Source organism: Sphingomonas sp. R86520, from assembly GCF_042466285.1.
Lineage (GTDB): Bacteria > Pseudomonadota > Alphaproteobacteria > Sphingomonadales > Sphingomonadaceae > Sphingomonas.
The window spans coordinates 4,376,909-4,392,579 of record NZ_JAXHBZ010000001.1; the positions used below are offsets into that span (position 1 = coordinate 4,376,909).

Consider the following 15,671-nt stretch of genomic DNA (forward strand, 5'->3'; position numbering starts at 1 on the left):
GTTAAATATACCCCAGCTTTGCCAACGCAGCATCACGGTGCGCGTCGAAGGAAAGGTCGATCATCGCCTGCCCAGCAGCACGACGAGTGGCGTAGGTCGGGTCCGACAGCGCCGCCTCGATGCTGGCGATCAGCACGGATGCGTCCTCGTAGTCGTCAGGGTTTGCGAAACGCTGCGGGGTGGCGGTGAAGAAGGCGGTCACGAGAACGCCTCGTCACTGAACGGGTGAACGCTCTCCAGATAATCGGCATAGGAACCCGGCTCGTTGTACCCGAGTGCTCGAAGGCTACCGGCGGCGTGCTCCTGAGGGGCGCCGCGTCCAGTCCGCTGTGTCTGCTTGATTGCCTTGCAGGACTTGGAGCAGAACTTGCCCCAGCCGCGCTTACGATCGGCGACCCGCGCCATGAACGGCTGCTTGCAACGCTGACACTTCACCTCGACGGTTGCGGCGTTGATGGGATGCGCGTGCGTCACGAATACTTCTCCACTTCGCAGTCAGCCTCTTCGATCGCGGCAAGGGCACGCGAGAGGGCTTCGGTGATGGGGGACTCAGCGGGTTGCGCCTGCTCTTTCAGCGCGGCCTCGACGGCGAAGTACGCGCGGCCGAGGTCAGGGTTTGCCCAACCGGTCGGGGCGAACGAGGCGATTGCTGCAGCGCTCACGACCCGAAACCCCAGAACCGCGCGCTACGGATAGCGTCACGCGAGTTGCGATCGATCCGGGCCAGCCGTTCGCGCTCCTGGAACTGCACGATGTGGCGCACAGGCTCGCGGTGGAAATACATCGCCTCGCTGGCGGGGAGCATGGCGCTCACGACCGCACACCCAACGCCAGCTCAGCTTCATCCCGAATGTCGATCAGGATCATGTCGATGCCGCGGTCGATCTCGTCGGCGCCGTAGCTGTACGAGAACTCGCCGGTCAGGAGCCGGATCAGCTCGATCTGCTGGAGAGGGGGAAGGGCCAGCGCGGCTTGCGTCACTACCGACATGGGTAGGTCGTGCTGCGGGGCGGGGAAGCGGATGATGTTGGCGGGGGCGTTCATGCGACCGACTCCCATGCACGCGTCATCAGCGCCTTCATGGCGTCCGGCAGCGCGTCAGCAGCAGCCTTCACGACTGGGTCCTCGCTAGCGAGCGCGGCGGTGACGAGCGGCGTAAAGGGAAGGTTCTCGACGTGGTACTTGAAATCACAGCCAAGAGCCTCGCGCAGATTCTCCAGTGCCTCTGTGTTGTTCGGCGCTTCCTCGCCGTCCTCGCCTTCGACGGCCTCCCGAACTTTCGCGACAATGTTCGAGGCATGGTACTGCGTGTTCCAGACGCCGTTCTTGAACGCGTCCCACTTGCCTTCGTCCAGCGTCAGATCGGCGAAGTGGCGAGCGTTCAGGACTTCCGGCTTCTCAGCGGCCTCGGTGTTCTTTTCAGCCGCCTTGCTATCCGCGATAGCCTGCGCTTCCGCTTCGGTCCGCCACGCTTCGCTCTCGCGAACGATCCACGACGAACTGCCGCTGATGCTGGAGCGATATTTGACGGCTTGGCCTACGTGCAATTCCATGCCGGTAAGCGTGCGAGCGAGTGCCTTGCCAGCCCAATGCTCAACGTCGAGCGAGGGAAGGTCTCGGTTACCGTAGTAGCTCTTAGAGCAGCGCGGGCAGTCGGTTGTGAACTCGCCGCCAGCAGGCGAGAGGACCGCCCACTTCTTCGCGCCCAAGCAATCGGGGCACGGCAGCTTCTCAGTCTGACGCTCGACGCTTGCAACGTAAACAGTCTCACCGATCGCGAACATCGGCGTCGGTGCGGTAATGGTCTGGGACATAACGCCTCCAAATCGACGCGACCGAATGTCGCTGTCGTTGGAGGTGTTATGTGGGACGCATCCTACGGCGTCAAGCGCTAAATGTGGGACCTATCCCACTTTCCTCAATCGTCGTCCCAGACCGGGTCCGGCCAAAAGCCATCTGCGCCTGGTTCGGGCGCGTGTGGCTTCGGAGCGGGAAGCACCGGCTCTTCACTGTCGAATGCCACGCGGATCCAGCCGACCTTAGGCTCTAGCGCTTGGAAAATGGCTGCGGCCTCGTGACCCTGTCGACGCAGGGTGCCGATAAGCACGGCGCGCTCGGAGGCGAGGTAGCCGAGCTGAATACCGCGGCAGGAGAACACGGCTATGGCGTGCTCGTCGTGCGGGTTGTTCGGTTCTGGCCGCAGCTCGATCGGCTCGCCGGGGCGGCATATCTCAAGCTCGAAGCGGCGGGCCGGGCCGCGCTTGTTCGGGTAATCTATGCCGACGATAGCTAGGCTAAGAGGCCTCACCCCAATTTAGAAACTGCCGTTGCGACGACAACTAGAGCAGCGACCAGCCCAAGGTATATCTGCATCTTCAGCAACAGCTTATCGCCCAGAGTCGTCAAATCGGTTTTTGTCGCGACGGTTGCCTTAAGCACGGCGACGTCAGTTTTAATATCACTGACGTTAGGCTCGATCTTGCCTAAACGCGTATCCAAACTGGTAAGGCGAGTCTCAACGCTGTTCTGCCACGGGTCCATAGGCCCTGATGTGCTCCCTCCATCGTCGCCATGCAAGGGACCAGCCTTCCCACCTCTAGGAAACGTGTAGACTTTGCCATACTCAGCCATTCGGAACCGCGCCTTTACCCTCTAACAGGGTTTTCAATTCATCTGCAAAGCTTAGCCCCAATTCCATTGCCGCAAACTGCCTATAGAATCCGCACTGGGTACACACTGTCGACACGACAGGGAGGCCAGCTGCGGCTTGACCTGGGTAAACACCAAAGGTCGCGACGCCGATTCTATTGACCACCTCCGAGGGAACCTTGCCGCAATTCGGGCAGGGGTCGGAAGGGTCCTTAGCTCTTTGATTGATAGCATTAGCTACCTCGGTCACTTCTTCGTCAGAAAGTATGCCGGTAGGTGCCGGCATTATGCTTCCCGCCCTATCCAAATCACCCGGCCAAGAATGATCAAGTCGCCAGCGTCTACCTCCCGATTCCCTGCGATCGGGTTATCGGAGCGCACCTCGACCTTGCCCTTGCCGATAGCCTTTAGCCGTTTGACCGCACCGGCGCCGTAGACGCTGCATGCCCATATCTTATCGTCCAGGTTCAGTGTGCGCTGCGTCGTGTCGATCAGCACCCAGTCACCGTTCAGCAACGTCGGGAACATGCTGTCGCCGCGCGGACGCACGACGATGACCCGAGCGGCAGGCGATCGTGTGATCGAGCGCAGCAGGTTCAAATCGAACTCGACCGATTCCTCGTCGGCCCAGTCGTCGAGGTTCCCGCCGTCGCCCATCGCCAGGTTTAGGTCGACGACTTTGAGGCTGACGGTGCCGTCATCGGCTTTGCGCATCGGCGGTTGATCAGGCTCTTGTCGGGGTTGCGCCGCTGGAGCCGTCCGCGGAAAAACGATGCCCACAAGCTGCTCTTCCCGCAATCCAAGCACACGCTCAATCGCTCTCAACGTATCAACGCCCGGCTTTTTACTTTTGCCGCGCTCGATATCCCAAAGCGGCTTACCGGTCGTGTTGAGCTCCTTCTTGAGAAGCTGATCGTTCGCGTCACGCGTCCGTCCGGACGCCGCAACAGCATCTCGGATAGCTATCTGCAACGGGGTTGAACTGTCGTCATTCATGTGGGTTTCATCCCACAAATGTAGATCGACGGGAATGCTGGGACGAGTCCCACAGTTATTGCTTGACGGTGGGACGCATCCTACACTACGTTCCTGTTCATGCAGACCGAAACCCTCCCGCTGGTCGACGCAATCTCGACCTTCATCGAAGATCACGAGATGTCGCCGTTCACGTTTGGCCGAAAGGCTCTGCGCGACCCCCATTTCGTCAACCAGCTGCAGAAGGGCAGGCGGGTCTGGCCTGAGACCGAGGCCAAAGTGCGCGACTTCATGGCGTCCTACCAGCCCACCGACGTGCAGGCTGCGGCATGAAGCGCCTTAGCACCCCCACCAAGGCCACAATCCTCGAGTCCACCCCCATCGTCTGCGCCATCCGCAACGGTCCCATGATCAACCTGCACACCTCGCCGACTGAGCGGGTTGCTGTTCGGGTGTTTGGGAAGTGAGTGGGCAGGGTGCCTACTACAACGAGATCGACCCCTTCGCTGCGGCATGGCTGCGCGAACTCATAGCCGCTGGTCACATTGCACCCGGCATCGTCGATGAAAGGGATATCCGCGATGTTAGACCAGATGAGCTTTCTGGATATGTTCAGTGCCATTTCTTCGCCGGAATTGGAGTGTGGTCCTACGCCCTGCGCCGCGCCGGTTGGCCCGACGATCGACCGGTCTGGACCGGTTCCTGCCCATGCCAACCTTTCAGCGCGGCAGGCAAAGGAGGCGGGTTTGGTGACGAGCGGCACCTTTGGCCCGCTTGGCAGTGGCTCGTCGAGCAGTGCGGCCCTGTCGACATCATTGGCGAGCAGGTTGCGAGCAGCAACGTCGATCCTTGGCTCGACCTTGTACAAGCTGACGTGGAAGGAATGGGTTACGCCTTCGGGTGTACGCCGCTCCCGGCTGCGGGCTTCGGCTCTCCGAACATCCGCGACCGAGCGTTCTGGACGGCCCACGCCGATGGCGAAACAGGCAGGGCCGGACTTCGCGGTAGTGAACCGGCCAGGCTCGGGGTCGATGTTACTTCCTGCGGTCGCGACGCTCGCGGGGTGGCCGACGCCTCGTACGGAGGATGGGGAATCCTCGGGGGCTCGATGGGGCCGGGGCACGTTCGACACCCTGACCGCAATGGCGACACACCTAGCGGGCTGGCACACGCCAGTGGTTCGCGACCATCGGAACTCAGCGGGCAACGGGACGAACCCACGCGACCTGCCGCGCTCGGCTCCACTTGCGGGCTGGTCGACACCAGCAGCTTCGGACGGCGAACGGGCGGGTACGGGCATAACTCCGGGGATGACCGGCCAATCGCTGACGCAATCCGCGAAAATGACAGGTCCGCACCGACTAACGGCTTCTGGAGAGATGCTGACTGGCTCGGATGCCGAGATGGAAAGTGGCGGCCAGTTGAACCCGGCACATTCCCGCTGGCTCATGGGGCTCCCGCCCGTGTGGGACGACTGCGCGGTTACGGCAATGCAATTAATGCCGAAGTCGCGACGGGGTTCATCGAAGCCGTAATCGGTCATCTCGATGGCACTCCGGTGCAGGCCATCGCAGCATGAACACCCTCACCACCATCCTCGCCATCTGGCTCCCCGCCAGCGTGATCACCGGTTTCGTACTGGGCCCGATCCTCGCGCGGTCCACCCCAAGCCCCTGCGAACGCGACGCTCAGGATGGGCGCGGTGAGGGTGGCGAAGGGGCGATCCGTACAATTCATAGGAGTGCTTCTAAATGACGCAGCACAACAATTCTGCGGACGACGTCGGCATTGTCAGCCCTGATCGCGTCCAATGTGTATTCAAATCGGTTCTACGGGCGGCGCAGCTTGGCGGTTGGACCGACGAAGCGCTCGGTGCCGCGTCCGGTATTAAGCCACGCCGCATTAAGGCCTATCGGGTTGAGGACAAAGAGCCCCCGTTATCGGTGGCCCTCTCGATCGCAGTCGTCATTGGCAAGCCCGCAGTCGCAGCGATCATGGCAACGATCGGTTATTCCGCAACGCCTACCGACGAGCTGGAGGCCGACTGCCCGCTGGAGAGTGCTGTCGCTGCTATGCAGGCGCTCGGCACGTTCATGGGCTTTGCTGCCGATCGTCGTATCGATCATACTGAGGAAGCGCCGGCGACTGCAGCAGCAGACATCATCATTGCTGAGTTCCTGCCGTTCTCCAGCCAGGCGCGCGCATCATGAAGCGCACATGCACAACCTGCGACGTGGTTCTGCATGGTAGCAACCGCTGCGGCGTCTGCTGGGATTGCCAGAACAAGCGCACCTGCAGCGATTGCGGGGACAAGATCAGCTATCGGTCAAAGGGTCGGTGTCAGGCTTGCACCAACGCGATTGTCAACGCGGATCCGGACAAGCGCGCTTCTATGTCAGTCGCGATGAAGCGCTCATATGCGGATCCGGAAGTTCGCGCCCAGCGGCTCGCATCGGTTCGATCCGTAGCAGTTCGCATGATGCAGGATCCTGCTTACGCGGCTCGGTGCAGCCTTCTGGGTCGTACCGTCGGAGCTCGTAATTTCGAGAAGGGTCGCACGGTCGAGGTTGCCCGGAAGCGCGCGCCTGCGGTTAGCGCTGGCAAGCTGGCCCATATCCACCCTGCCTATCGCGAGCTCTACAAGACACTCCGCGGCAAGCATTTCACCGCCGCAGAGTCCTTGCAGATGGTCGAAGATCAGCGGGCAGCAGACGAGCGGAACGCACCGCAGGTCATAGCCGCCAACGAAAACGCGATGGTCGAGAAGCACCGCCGCGAAGTTGCGAGCCGTTACTGATGACCGCCGCCCGTATCGCCCGCGAAGCCGTCCAAGAGGCCGTAAAGGCCGAACCGCTTTGGGTCCGCATCCTCGCGTATCAGTTTCGCTCGGCCATTTCCGACCAGGCTGCGGCTCGGTTGCGGAACCTGCTCAAGTGACCGCCGCGGCCCGCACCAACGTCGTACCGCTGCGTGCGGTGCCGGACATGGACGCTGCGTACCGCGCCGCGGTCAGCATCCACTACCCGAACTGCGACCCTCTTTCGATGGCGACGCGGGTCGAGATCATGGGGCTGCGGGATCGCGCGTCTGCGGCGTTGCGGCGAGCCAATCCCGAGGCACAATTCATTCTCGCCGAGGCTGCACGCATTGCGACGTTGGCATCGCTGTCTAGCGCGGACCCGCAGTCGCTCGCGTTCACCCGGGTCGCGATCGAGTCCCTGATCTTCTCGGCCGACATGATGCGGAGGGCCTACGCATGATCGAGCTCCGCCCGTATCAACAGAACCTGATTGCCGACATTCGCACGCAGTTCCGCAGCATGGACCGCACGGTGCTGGTGCAGCTCGCGACGGGGGGCGGCAAGACCGTCACGTCTGCGTACATGGTCAAGACTGCAGCCGAGCGCGGTCGCCGGTGCTGGTGGGTCGTTCACCGCCGCGAGATCATCCTGCAGGCCAGCCGCACGTTCTGGTCGATGGAGATCCCGCACTCACTGGTCATGGGTGGGTCGATCGGTGATCCCGATGCGATGGTGCAGGTCGGCTCGGTGCAGACCCTTGCGCGCCGGCTCGGCAAGCTTCCTCCGCCCGACCTGATCATCTTCGACGAGTGCCACCACATGGGCGCCGCGCAGTACCAGGCTATCTACGAGGCCTGCCCGCGTGCGCAGATCGTCGGCCTGACCGCCACGCCCTGGCGCCTGGATGGCCGCGGGCTGGGCACATGGTTCGATAGCATGGTGCAGGGGCCATCGGTCGCCGACCTCATGGAGCAGGGTGCGCTGTGCGATTACCAGCTCTACGCGCCGGCGATGTCGACCGACGTGTCGCGCGTCGCCTCGCAGGGCGGCGACTTCAAACGCGACGACCTCGCCAAGATCATGGATAAACCGTCGATCGTCGGCGACGCGGTGTCGCACTATCAGCGGCTCGCAGCAGGCAAGCGCGCGATCGTGTTCGCGGTATCGATCGAGCATAGTCGGAACATCGCTCAGCAGTTCCGCGACGCCGGGATCGCGGCCGCACATGTCGACGGCAGCATGGACAGCGGTGCGCGCGACGCGATCGTATCGGACTTCACCAGCGGCGCGATCACCGTCCTGAGCAACGCTGACCTGTTCGGCGAGGGCTTCGACGTTCCCGCGGTCGAGGCGGTTATCCTGCTGCGTCCGACGCAATCGCTGTCTCTCCACCTTCAACAGATCGGCCGCGGTCTGCGTCCCGCCGAGGGCAAGCCGCACGCGATCATTCTCGACCACGCGGGCAACGCCATGCGTCACGGGCTGCCCGACGACGATCGCGAATGGACCTTGGACGATCGCCCGAAGAAGAAGCGTGGGGAGAAATCCGAGGTGCCGGTCAAGCAATGCCCAAAATGCTTCCTGATCCACGCACCCCAACCTGAGTGCCCCGGCTGCGGCCACACCTACGCGATCCAGAGCCGTGAGATTGAGCAAGTCGAAGGCGAACTCGAGGTAGTCGATCTCGACGCCATCCGCGCGCGCAAGCGTACCGAGCTCAAGTCAGCGCGCACCCTGCAGGATCTGATCGAGCTCGGCCGTCAGCGTCGGTACAAATACCCGTCGCAGTGGGCCGGCCACATCATGCGCCAGCGCCAGCAGTGGGCGGCAGGCGCATGACGCACCACGATCTCGTCAACAAGCTCCTGCTGGCGGTCTCACCGCTCGGTCTCGCGTGGTCGAACAACACCGGCGCGCTCAAGAACGAGGGCCGCATGATCCGGTATGGTCTGCCGGGTTCGGCTGACATCCTCGCCTGCGTCAACGGTCGCATGATCGGCATCGAGGCCAAAGTCGGTCGCGATGCCTGGCGCCCGAAACAACAAGCCTTTGCCGCAGCGCTCAACCGCGCCGGCGGAACATATATTCTCGCACGCTCCACCGATGGCTCCGGTGATGACGCGGTCGCGCTGACATTGGAACAGATCAATGGGTGAGCCGATCCCTCTCAACGCGTGGCGCGGAAACCTGCAGGTCGGGTCGAAGGGTGAGAAGAAAACGCTCTACAACCTCATGCAGTACATGAAGAATGTACCCGGCCTGGGGAAGCAGATCCGTCACAACGAGCTGACCGGGCAGGTCGAATGGTGCGGCGATCCGCTGTGCGATAGCGATTACGTCGACATTCAGACGATGATCGAGCAGGCCGGGTTCTCGCCAAGCAAGACCGACATCCCGGCTGCGGTCGCACGCACGGCTCTGTTCAATAAATACCATCCGGTGCGCGAATATCTCGACGCGCTGAAGTGGGACGGTACGAAGCGGCTCGATCGGTTCCTGCATATTCTGTTCGGCACCGCGGACGGGCCATACGAGCGCGCGGTCGGTGCCAAGTGGATGATCGGTGCCGTTGCCCGCGTCTATCAGCCCGGCTGCAAAATGGACACGATGCTGGTGTTAGAGGGTCCGCAGGGGCTGAAGAAGTCGACCGCACTGCGCACCCTGTTTGGCGCTTCCTACTTCACGGAAATGGTCAACGAGCTGCGCGACCATAAGCGCTTCGTCGAGCAGATCGCTGGCAAGTGGGTCGTCGAGTTCGCGGAGCTCTCCGCGTTGCGCAAGGCTGATGTCGAGCTCGTCAAGGCGATCATCACGATGCAGGTCGACAAGACCCGCCCGTCGTACGGTCGGCATACCGTCGAGTATCCGCGCCAGTGCGTGCTTGCCGCGTCGGTCAACCCGAAGGCGGGGCAGGGGTATCTTACGGACAGCACCGGCAATCGGCGCTTCTGGCCGGTTGCCTGTACGGCGATCGACCTTCCCCGCCTTGAGCGCAAGCGCGACCAGCTATGGGCTGAGGCGCTGACGAGGTTCCGCGATGGCGAGAACTGGTGGTTGAGCGAGGAAGAGTCCTCTCTGGCGATCCGTGAGCAGGATAGCCGCATGCAGGGCGACGTGTGGGAAGACACGGTCGCAAACCACCTGACGCCAGGGTTTGCGTACACCTCGGCGCAGTTGCTGACCGACGCGCTGAAGATGCCGGTCGCCCAACACGATCAACGCGCAAAGGACCGCATTGCCGCGATCATGGACGATCTGGGATGGTCGCAAGTGGTCCGCAAAGAGCGCCAGCCTGACGGCACCCGCCGCAGCGCGAGGCTCTGGAGGATGCCGGAATGACCCGGACTACACCCCCCATCCGCAAGCGTAGTCAATCGGGGACCAAGCGTAGTCACTTGGGACCGATGCGGCCGTTTGACCACACGCCTGACTACGCATTGACCACACTAGGGTGTAGTCAGCAAAAACGGCATATTTCTGCGGCTTTCACCCCCCTGACTACACTGACTACACCCTATTTTATAAATAAAGATATAGAGTGGAATATAGGGGTGGCTGAGGGTGTTTCAGGCCGGCTTCCGATTTCAACTAGGGGTGTAGTCACCCCGGGTGTGGTCACCGCGCCATGAAATTCCCCCTCACCGATTTCATCGTCGCCATGCTGCGTGCGGACCCGTCAGCGATCAGACGCGCGGACCCCACCAAACTAGCCGCCAAGTACGACATCGAGGTCAGCCACGCCGCTGGGTATCTCGCCCACCACTGCGGATCGCCAATGTCCCCCGTTACGAATGAAGGAGCAGGAAGATGAGTGCATATTACCGTTGGAGCGACAACGATCGCCGGCTGGGCCGCTTCATCTATGCTCGCGAGAAGACCTATCGGCCGCTGGCAGTCGAGATCACGTCGAACGGCGACGAGGATGACGAGCAGTTTTCCACGCTCCGTCTCCGCGCGTTTGGCCACACGCTGATTGTCATTCTGCCGCCCATCGTGAAGCCGTGGAAGCGCTGGGTCGATACCAGCGCCGCGCCGTGGTCGAGCAACCCGGCTGGCGGCTATTGGGATATGGGCAAGCGGGAATATGGCTTCTCGGTCACTGAGGGTTATCTGTCGGTTTCGCTAGGCCGCGTCACGAACGACAGCAGCACCGAGCAACGGTGGGGCTATTTCCTGCCTTGGACGCAATGGCGGTTCGTTGGGCATCGCCTTTACGGCATCGATGGCACGCTGTTCGCCAAGCTTCACAACCGCGCCAAGTGGAGGACACCTGAGAGCGACGAGAACGAGCGGTTGCAGGAGGTATGCCCCCGCGCGCTGTTCGAGTTCGACGACTACGACGGCGAGCGCATCACAGCGACGACGAAGATCGAGGAACGTGAATGGGCGTTCGGCGAGCGCTGGTGCAAGTTCCTGTCGCTGTTTCGCCGCAACAAGGTTCGCCGCTCGCTCGACCTCTGGTTCAGCGCTGAGACTGGCAAGCGCAAGGGATCATGGAAGGGCGGCACGCTGGGCCACAGCATCGATATGCTGCCGGGTGAACTGCATGAAGCTGCATTCCGCCGATACTGCGCTGCGCACGGCATGACTTTCGTTGGCGCCACCCCGGCCACCTCCGCATGACGCATCTTTTTGGGTTGGGGGAGTAGGGGGATTATGAGAACCGAAGACATCGCGATCCATTTCGCAGATCAGCTTTGCCGCACCCGTGCATTGACGACCGCCGAGTCCGATATGCTGCGCGTCGTGGTGATGAAGGAACGCCCGCGGATGACGTGGACGCCTGAGGACGACCAGGTCTTGCGCCGGTTGTCGGCCAGCCTTCCGGCGTATGCGGTCGCCGAGCAGATGGGGCGCACACCGTGGGCTATCAGGAACCGGACGCGGCGGTTGAAGCAGAGGGAGTTTGCACGTGGATAAGCGAGAGGTTGGCCGTCCAACATCGTTCAAGCCCGAGTTTGTCGAGCAGGCGCGTAAGCTAGCTTCGCTGGGGGCTACTGATCGGGAGGCGGCGGAGTTTTTTGAGGTCGCGGAGAGCACTCTCTACCTTTGGAAGCATACCCAGCCGGAATTTTCGGAGGCCCTAAAGGTCGGCAAGGAAACAGCCGATGCGCGTGTGGAGCAATCGCTGTACCGTCGTGCACTCGGTTACAGCCACGATGCGGTCAAGATCATGATGGCTGATGGCGTCCCGATCGTAGAACCCTACGTCGAGCATTATCCGCCAGACACCACCGCCGCTATCTTCTGGCTGAAGAACCGCAAGCCCGAGCAGTGGCGCGACAAGACCACTGTGGAGCATGAACTACCGAAGGACATGGGCGCGTGGCTGGGGGAACGCTGAGTCCCGTAGAGCGCGAGTTCATGGCCACGATGATGGCTCGCTACCCTGACAAGCTGTCGCGGCTCCGGGGGGGGTTCTATGACATCAAGAACAAGCAGGGGCAGCGCGTACCGTTCCGCATGAACGAGGACCAGGAAGAGTTCATTCTGAACCGTTGGAAGCTGGATATCATCCTCAAGGCGCGCCAACGCGGGTTCACGACGGTAATCCAGCTCGACATGTTGGACGACTGCCTATTTCTCGCGGACCTGTCTGCTGGCGTGATTGCGCATAACCTGGTCGATGCGAAGGCCTTCTTTCGCGACAAGATCAAGTATGCCTATGACCACCTGCCGGCGACCTTCCGTAAGATACGCGCAGCCGACAACGACAGCGCGGAAAGCTTGCGGTTCAACAATGGGTCGAGCATCCGCGTCGGCACCTCGTTGCGATCGGGCACGCTACAAAGGCTTCACGTTTCGGAGTTCGGAAAGCTTTGCGCCAAGTACCCCGAGCGTGCCGCAGAGGTCGTGTCAGGTGCGTTCAACACGGTCGCAGCAGGCCAGGTGATCACGATCGAAAGCACCGCGGAAGGGCGCGCTGGCGAGTATCACGATATGGTAAAGACGGCCCGGCAACTCCAAGATGCGGGTAAGAATTCTGACGGACTTGGATTTCAGGTTTCACTTTTACCCCTGGTACCGGGATGAGGGATACTCGCTCGACGCTGATGTCGTCGAAACCACAGAGATGCGCGAGTATTTCTCCAAGCTGGCAGTATTCGGCATCAACCTGACCAAGGGGCAGCGCGCTTGGTACGTGAAGAAAGCCGAGCAGCAGGGCGAGAAGATGAAGCAGGAGTTCCCATCCACGCCTGACGAGGCATTCGAGGCCAGTGTGGAGGGCGCGTACTTCGGCCCCCAGATGCTAAAGATGCGCGCGCAGGGCCGGATATGCCGTATCCCGGTGCTAGACATTCCGGTCTACACGACGTGGGATCTGGGCGTCGGGGACGCGATGACGCTCTGCTTCTGGCAAGACGTTGGCATGGAGCGCCGGTTGATCGACTATTACGAGAACAGCGGGGAGGGGTTCAACCATTACGGAGCCGAGTTGACCAGGCGAGGGTACAACTACAGTGAGCACTTCATGCCCCACGATGCTGACCATCGCCGGCTGGGCAAGGACGCCAAGAGCGCCCGCCAGCACGCCGAGGAAGTGGGGATCAAGCCGGTGCGTGTCGTGCCGCGCATTTCGTCTGAACAGGACGGCATTGACGCGAGCCGTGCATACCTGCCCACCGTTTGGATTGACGAAGAGCGTTGCGCCCGACTGGTCGATTGCCTCGACAGCTACCGCAAGGAGTGGGACGATCGCTTGTCGGTGTGGAAGGATAAGCCGCTGCACGATCAGTTCAGCCATGGGTACAAGGCGTTCGAGACTGCTGCAGTCCGCAAGACGGCAAAACCGAAGGCCGCAACATCGGTCGTCGTGCCCTCGATGTCGGTCGGATTCAGGCGAGGTTGAGTGTCCGAGAAAGAGCGTTATCGGACACAGCTAAGACAAACTAAGACAAAATGACCGAACCGGTTCGCGCGCGTAATTGGTTCGGTCATGGCGGACACCGACGACACCACGGCACCCAAGCGCGAGACCACGAGCGAGCGTAACGCGAAGGTCCACGAGCGGGCCATGAAGCGGTTCGACGCGATCTGGGGCGTGGTGCGTGAAGAGCGTATGCAGAACCTGGCTGATCGCCGCTTTGCCCGTATCCGTGGAGCGCAGTGGGAAGGCCAGTACGCGATCGGCGAGACCGTCGACGACAACGGCGACCCGATCGACACCGGCGCGCCCCGCATGGAGGTGCCGAAGTTTCTGCGCCCGATCCGCCGCGTCAAAGGCGAGTACCGTTCGAGCCGCAAGCAGGTCGACTTCAAACCGAAGGGCGACGACAGCGACCGAGCCAGCGCCGACAACCTCGACGGACTGTACCGCGCCGATATGCTCGACAGCCCGGGTGGCTTCGGGTCTGCGCAGGACAACGCGTTCGACGAGGCGATTGACGGCGGGCTGGGTGGCTGGCGTCTGCGTGATCGCTGGGAAGATGACGAAGACGAGGCGAACGAGAATCAGCGTATCGGGTTCGAGCCGATCTATGATGCGGATCAGTCGATGTTCTTCGACCTGGACGCCAAGCACCAGGACAAGTCGGACGCTCGGTTCGCGTTCCTGCTGACCACGCTGAGCCGGGATGCGTTCGAAGAGAAGTACCCCGATGCCACGCCTTCCACGTTCGATGGCGTCAGCAACTATGATTACGACTGGATTCAGCCGGATAGCCTGACGCTGGCTGAGTATTTCGAGGTTGAAGACCGCTCGGTACTGCGCCGCACCTTCCAGATGAAGGGCGTCAATGTACTCGCCGATGACATGCGCCCCGAAGAGCGTACGTTCGATGACGCCGATCTAAAGGCTGAGCGCGACGACCAGCCGACGTTGGAGAGCGAGCTTGAGCAGCAGGGCTACGAGCAGATCAAGCAGCGCCGGATCAAGCGCCAGATCGTTCGCCGCTACCTACTGACTGGCGCGGAATGTCTCGAAGGCCCGACGACGATCCCAGGCAAGTTCATCCCGATCATCCCGCTTTATGCCGAGCGTTCGTATGTGCAGGGCATCGAGCGCGCGCAGGGCATGGTACGGCCGGCGATCGATGCGACCAGGCTTTACAACATCGTCGTCAGCAACCTTGCCGAGTCCGCGAGCGGGCCGAGCGATGACACGCCGATCGTTGCACCTGAGCAGGTCGATACCGCGATCCTCGACGCGTGGGCTAGCCGTAAGGTCAAGCGGCCTGCCGTGCTGTTGCTGAAGCCGATCTACGATGAGAACGGCGCGATCATCCAAGCTGGCATGTCGGGAACGCTGCCCGCCGCTCAGGTCTCGCCCGCGACCGCAGCGCTGATCCAGGTGGCCGGCGCCGACATTCCCGATCTGATGGGGATGAACGACCAGCCCGAGACTGTCCCCGCGAACACGTCGGCCGCTGCAATACAGCTGGTGAACGACCGCGGCGATGTGACAGACTTCCTCTGGCACGATAACTTCTCGCTGGCGCTGACACATTGCGGGCGCGTGTGGCTTTCGATGGCCGGCGATCTCTACGTCGAGGAGGGCCGCAAGATGGTCAGCCTCGACGCCGAGGGTAAGCAGTCCACCATCACGCTCGCCGAGCCGCGTACCGATGATGGCGGCGAGCACCGCGTGAATGACCTGACGACGGGCAAGTACGATGTCGTGGTCGACGTCGGCCCTGCGACCAAGACGCGCCAGGATGCGACGGTGAAGTCGATGACTGGGCTCGCATCGGCCTACACCGCCAATGGCAACGCCGCGAATGCAGACGCCGCACTGGGTGTCGCTGTCCTCAACATCGAGGGCGAAGGCACCGAGGCTTACCGCTCGTTCATCCGTAAGCAGGGGCTCCAAGGCGGCTGGGTCGAGCCGAGTGAGGAAGAGGCGGCGCAGTTGCAGCAGGCCGCAGAGGCTGCGGGTCAGCAGCAGGATCCGAACATGATCGTTGCGCAGTCGCAACTCATGCTCGCCCAGGCTGAGCAGACCAAGGCGCAGGTCGCGCTAATCGAGGCAGAAACGAAGCGGATCACCGCCGAAGCCAACGCCGAGAAGGCCAAGGCGCAGACCGCGGCCGCACTCGCCACGATCGATCGCGACGACCGTGCGCAGGTCTTGGACGAGGTCGAACGCGCCACGAACATCGAGCACACCGACGAACAGCACCAGCACGACCGCACGATGGGCGCAGTCGATGCATCCATGCGCGTCGAGCAGCACGAACGACAGATGAACCAGCCGGAGAGAGACAATGCAAGTTGAAGAAATCCGTATTTGGGCCTTTCAGCAACTGGC

General features: G+C 62.0%; 24 protein-coding genes. 15 read left to right on the forward strand and 9 right to left on the reverse strand.

All coding sequences use genetic code 11. The features are described from left to right. Position 1 precedes the first annotated feature (1 nt). From SJY41_RS20090 to SJY41_RS20130, 9 genes are all read right to left on the reverse strand, one after another. Positions 2-202, reverse strand: coding sequence for a hypothetical protein (locus tag SJY41_RS20090; protein WP_380778021.1), 201 nt, complete (start codon positions 200-202; stop codon positions 2-4). Further along, complete coding sequence (locus SJY41_RS20095; protein ID WP_380778023.1) at positions 199-474, reverse strand: hypothetical protein; 276 nt, start codon at positions 472-474, stop codon at positions 199-201. Before SJY41_RS20095 ends, SJY41_RS20090 begins: the two co-directional genes overlap by 4 nt. Further along, a complete protein-coding gene (locus tag SJY41_RS20100; RefSeq protein ID WP_380778024.1) occupies positions 471-662 on the reverse strand; it encodes a hypothetical protein in 192 nt (63 codons plus the stop codon). The genes SJY41_RS20095 and SJY41_RS20100 overlap by 4 nt, the downstream gene beginning before the upstream one ends. Beyond that, the gene (locus SJY41_RS20105) at positions 659-814 is read right to left on the reverse strand and encodes a hypothetical protein (protein ID WP_380778026.1); all 156 of its coding nucleotides are present in this window, start codon (positions 812-814) and stop codon (positions 659-661) included. The genes SJY41_RS20100 and SJY41_RS20105 overlap by 4 nt, the downstream gene beginning before the upstream one ends. Further along, entirely contained in the window at positions 811-1,044 is a 234-nt protein-coding gene (locus SJY41_RS20110; RefSeq protein WP_380778028.1) for a hypothetical protein, read from the reverse strand. Before SJY41_RS20110 ends, SJY41_RS20105 begins: the two co-directional genes overlap by 4 nt. Next, positions 1,041-1,814, reverse strand: coding sequence for a hypothetical protein (locus tag SJY41_RS20115; protein WP_380778030.1), 774 nt, complete (start codon positions 1,812-1,814; stop codon positions 1,041-1,043). Before SJY41_RS20115 ends, SJY41_RS20110 begins: the two co-directional genes overlap by 4 nt. Before the next feature lie 104 nt (positions 1,815-1,918). Beyond that, a complete protein-coding gene (locus SJY41_RS20120) occupies positions 1,919-2,308 on the reverse strand; it encodes an HIRAN domain-containing protein (protein WP_380778032.1) in 390 nt (129 codons plus the stop codon). Beyond that, positions 2,305-2,631: a hypothetical protein gene (locus tag SJY41_RS20125; RefSeq protein WP_380778034.1), complete on the reverse strand. Its 327-nt coding sequence runs from the start codon at positions 2,629-2,631 to the stop codon at positions 2,305-2,307. Before SJY41_RS20125 ends, SJY41_RS20120 begins: the two co-directional genes overlap by 4 nt. A gap of 303 nt (positions 2,632-2,934) precedes the next feature. Continuing rightward, positions 2,935-3,645, reverse strand: coding sequence for a helix-turn-helix transcriptional regulator (locus tag SJY41_RS20130; RefSeq protein WP_380778035.1), 711 nt, complete (start codon positions 3,643-3,645; stop codon positions 2,935-2,937). 99 nt (positions 3,646-3,744) lie between these two features. On the opposite strand from SJY41_RS20130, the gene SJY41_RS20135 reads away from it, so the two are divergent. From SJY41_RS20135 to SJY41_RS20205, 15 genes are all read left to right on the forward strand, one after another. Beyond that, complete coding sequence (locus SJY41_RS20135; protein WP_380783999.1) at positions 3,745-3,957, forward strand: hypothetical protein; 213 nt, start codon at positions 3,745-3,747, stop codon at positions 3,955-3,957. A gap of 307 nt (positions 3,958-4,264) precedes the next feature. After that, positions 4,265-5,203 (forward strand): DNA cytosine methyltransferase, encoded by a 939-nt coding sequence (locus SJY41_RS20140; RefSeq protein WP_380784019.1) that lies wholly within the window; start codon positions 4,265-4,267, stop codon positions 5,201-5,203. Positions 5,204-5,375: 172 nt separating this feature from the next. Continuing rightward, positions 5,376-5,834, forward strand: a complete 459-nt coding sequence (locus SJY41_RS20145; protein WP_380778038.1) for a hypothetical protein — start codon at positions 5,376-5,378, stop codon at positions 5,832-5,834. A gap of 266 nt (positions 5,835-6,100) precedes the next feature. After that, positions 6,101-6,421, forward strand: coding sequence for a hypothetical protein (locus tag SJY41_RS20150; protein WP_380784000.1), 321 nt, complete (start codon positions 6,101-6,103; stop codon positions 6,419-6,421). Further along, the gene (locus tag SJY41_RS20155; protein ID WP_380784001.1) at positions 6,421-6,561 is read left to right on the forward strand and encodes a hypothetical protein; all 141 of its coding nucleotides are present in this window, start codon (positions 6,421-6,423) and stop codon (positions 6,559-6,561) included. Before SJY41_RS20150 ends, SJY41_RS20155 begins: the two co-directional genes overlap by 1 nt. Next, on the forward strand, positions 6,558-6,884 hold the full coding sequence (locus SJY41_RS20160; RefSeq protein WP_380778043.1) for a hypothetical protein: 327 nt from the start codon (positions 6,558-6,560) through the stop codon (positions 6,882-6,884). Before SJY41_RS20155 ends, SJY41_RS20160 begins: the two co-directional genes overlap by 4 nt. Next, the gene (locus SJY41_RS20165) at positions 6,881-8,263 is read left to right on the forward strand and encodes a DEAD/DEAH box helicase (RefSeq protein ID WP_380778045.1); all 1,383 of its coding nucleotides are present in this window, start codon (positions 6,881-6,883) and stop codon (positions 8,261-8,263) included. The genes SJY41_RS20160 and SJY41_RS20165 overlap by 4 nt, the downstream gene beginning before the upstream one ends. After that, positions 8,260-8,580 carry a hypothetical protein gene (locus tag SJY41_RS20170; protein WP_380784002.1) on the forward strand — a complete coding sequence of 107 codons (321 nt, stop codon included), beginning with the start codon at positions 8,260-8,262 and terminating at the stop codon, positions 8,578-8,580. Before SJY41_RS20165 ends, SJY41_RS20170 begins: the two co-directional genes overlap by 4 nt. Beyond that, positions 8,573-9,763: a VapE domain-containing protein gene (locus SJY41_RS20175; protein WP_380778048.1), complete on the forward strand. Its 1,191-nt coding sequence runs from the start codon at positions 8,573-8,575 to the stop codon at positions 9,761-9,763. Before SJY41_RS20170 ends, SJY41_RS20175 begins: the two co-directional genes overlap by 8 nt. Before the next feature lie 468 nt (positions 9,764-10,231). Then, complete coding sequence (locus tag SJY41_RS20180; protein WP_380778050.1) at positions 10,232-11,047, forward strand: hypothetical protein; 816 nt, start codon at positions 10,232-10,234, stop codon at positions 11,045-11,047. A 33-nt stretch (positions 11,048-11,080) separates the two neighbouring features. After that, positions 11,081-11,344, forward strand: coding sequence for a hypothetical protein (locus SJY41_RS20185; protein ID WP_380778051.1), 264 nt, complete (start codon positions 11,081-11,083; stop codon positions 11,342-11,344). After that, positions 11,337-11,768 carry a helix-turn-helix domain-containing protein gene (locus SJY41_RS20190; RefSeq protein WP_380778053.1) on the forward strand — a complete coding sequence of 144 codons (432 nt, stop codon included), beginning with the start codon at positions 11,337-11,339 and terminating at the stop codon, positions 11,766-11,768. Before SJY41_RS20185 ends, SJY41_RS20190 begins: the two co-directional genes overlap by 8 nt. A gap of 119 nt (positions 11,769-11,887) precedes the next feature. Continuing rightward, positions 11,888-12,457, forward strand: a complete 570-nt coding sequence (locus SJY41_RS20195; protein ID WP_380784003.1) for a hypothetical protein — start codon at positions 11,888-11,890, stop codon at positions 12,455-12,457. Next, complete coding sequence (locus tag SJY41_RS20200; RefSeq protein ID WP_380784004.1) at positions 12,417-13,274, forward strand: hypothetical protein; 858 nt, start codon at positions 12,417-12,419, stop codon at positions 13,272-13,274. The genes SJY41_RS20195 and SJY41_RS20200 overlap by 41 nt, the downstream gene beginning before the upstream one ends. A gap of 87 nt (positions 13,275-13,361) precedes the next feature. Then, complete coding sequence (locus SJY41_RS20205) at positions 13,362-15,638, forward strand: portal protein (RefSeq protein WP_380784005.1); 2,277 nt, start codon at positions 13,362-13,364, stop codon at positions 15,636-15,638. The last annotated feature ends 33 nt before the right edge of the window (positions 15,639-15,671 follow it).

Excerpts from the sequence above, each read along its gene's own strand:
- SJY41_RS20110 (WP_380778028.1), bottom strand. The coding sequence starts at position 1,044 with ATGAACGCCCCCGCCAACATCATCCGCTTCCCCGCCCCGCAGCACGAC.
- SJY41_RS20125 (WP_380778034.1), bottom strand. The coding sequence starts at position 2,631 with ATGGCTGAGTATGGCAAAGTCTACACGTTTCCTAGAGGTGGGAAGGCT.
- SJY41_RS20180 (WP_380778050.1), top strand. The coding sequence starts at position 10,232 with ATGAGTGCATATTACCGTTGGAGCGACAACGATCGCCGGCTGGGCCGC.
- SJY41_RS20170 (WP_380784002.1), top strand. The coding sequence starts at position 8,260 with ATGACGCACCACGATCTCGTCAACAAGCTCCTGCTGGCGGTCTCACCG.
- SJY41_RS20185 (WP_380778051.1), top strand. The coding sequence starts at position 11,081 with ATGAGAACCGAAGACATCGCGATCCATTTCGCAGATCAGCTTTGCCGC.
- SJY41_RS20205 (WP_380784005.1), top strand. The coding sequence starts at position 13,362 with ATGGCGGACACCGACGACACCACGGCACCCAAGCGCGAGACCACGAGC.
- SJY41_RS20130 (WP_380778035.1), bottom strand. The coding sequence starts at position 3,645 with ATGAATGACGACAGTTCAACCCCGTTGCAGATAGCTATCCGAGATGCT.
- SJY41_RS20150 (WP_380784000.1), top strand. The coding sequence starts at position 6,101 with ATGATGCAGGATCCTGCTTACGCGGCTCGGTGCAGCCTTCTGGGTCGT.
- SJY41_RS20175 (WP_380778048.1), top strand. The coding sequence starts at position 8,573 with ATGGGTGAGCCGATCCCTCTCAACGCGTGGCGCGGAAACCTGCAGGTC.
- SJY41_RS20195 (WP_380784003.1), top strand. The coding sequence starts at position 11,888 with ATGAACGAGGACCAGGAAGAGTTCATTCTGAACCGTTGGAAGCTGGAT.
- SJY41_RS20165 (WP_380778045.1), top strand. The coding sequence starts at position 6,881 with ATGATCGAGCTCCGCCCGTATCAACAGAACCTGATTGCCGACATTCGC.
- SJY41_RS20135 (WP_380783999.1), top strand. The coding sequence starts at position 3,745 with ATGCAGACCGAAACCCTCCCGCTGGTCGACGCAATCTCGACCTTCATC.
- SJY41_RS20155 (WP_380784001.1), top strand. The coding sequence starts at position 6,421 with ATGACCGCCGCCCGTATCGCCCGCGAAGCCGTCCAAGAGGCCGTAAAG.
- SJY41_RS20115 (WP_380778030.1), bottom strand. The coding sequence starts at position 1,814 with ATGTCCCAGACCATTACCGCACCGACGCCGATGTTCGCGATCGGTGAG.
- SJY41_RS20145 (WP_380778038.1), top strand. The coding sequence starts at position 5,376 with ATGACGCAGCACAACAATTCTGCGGACGACGTCGGCATTGTCAGCCCT.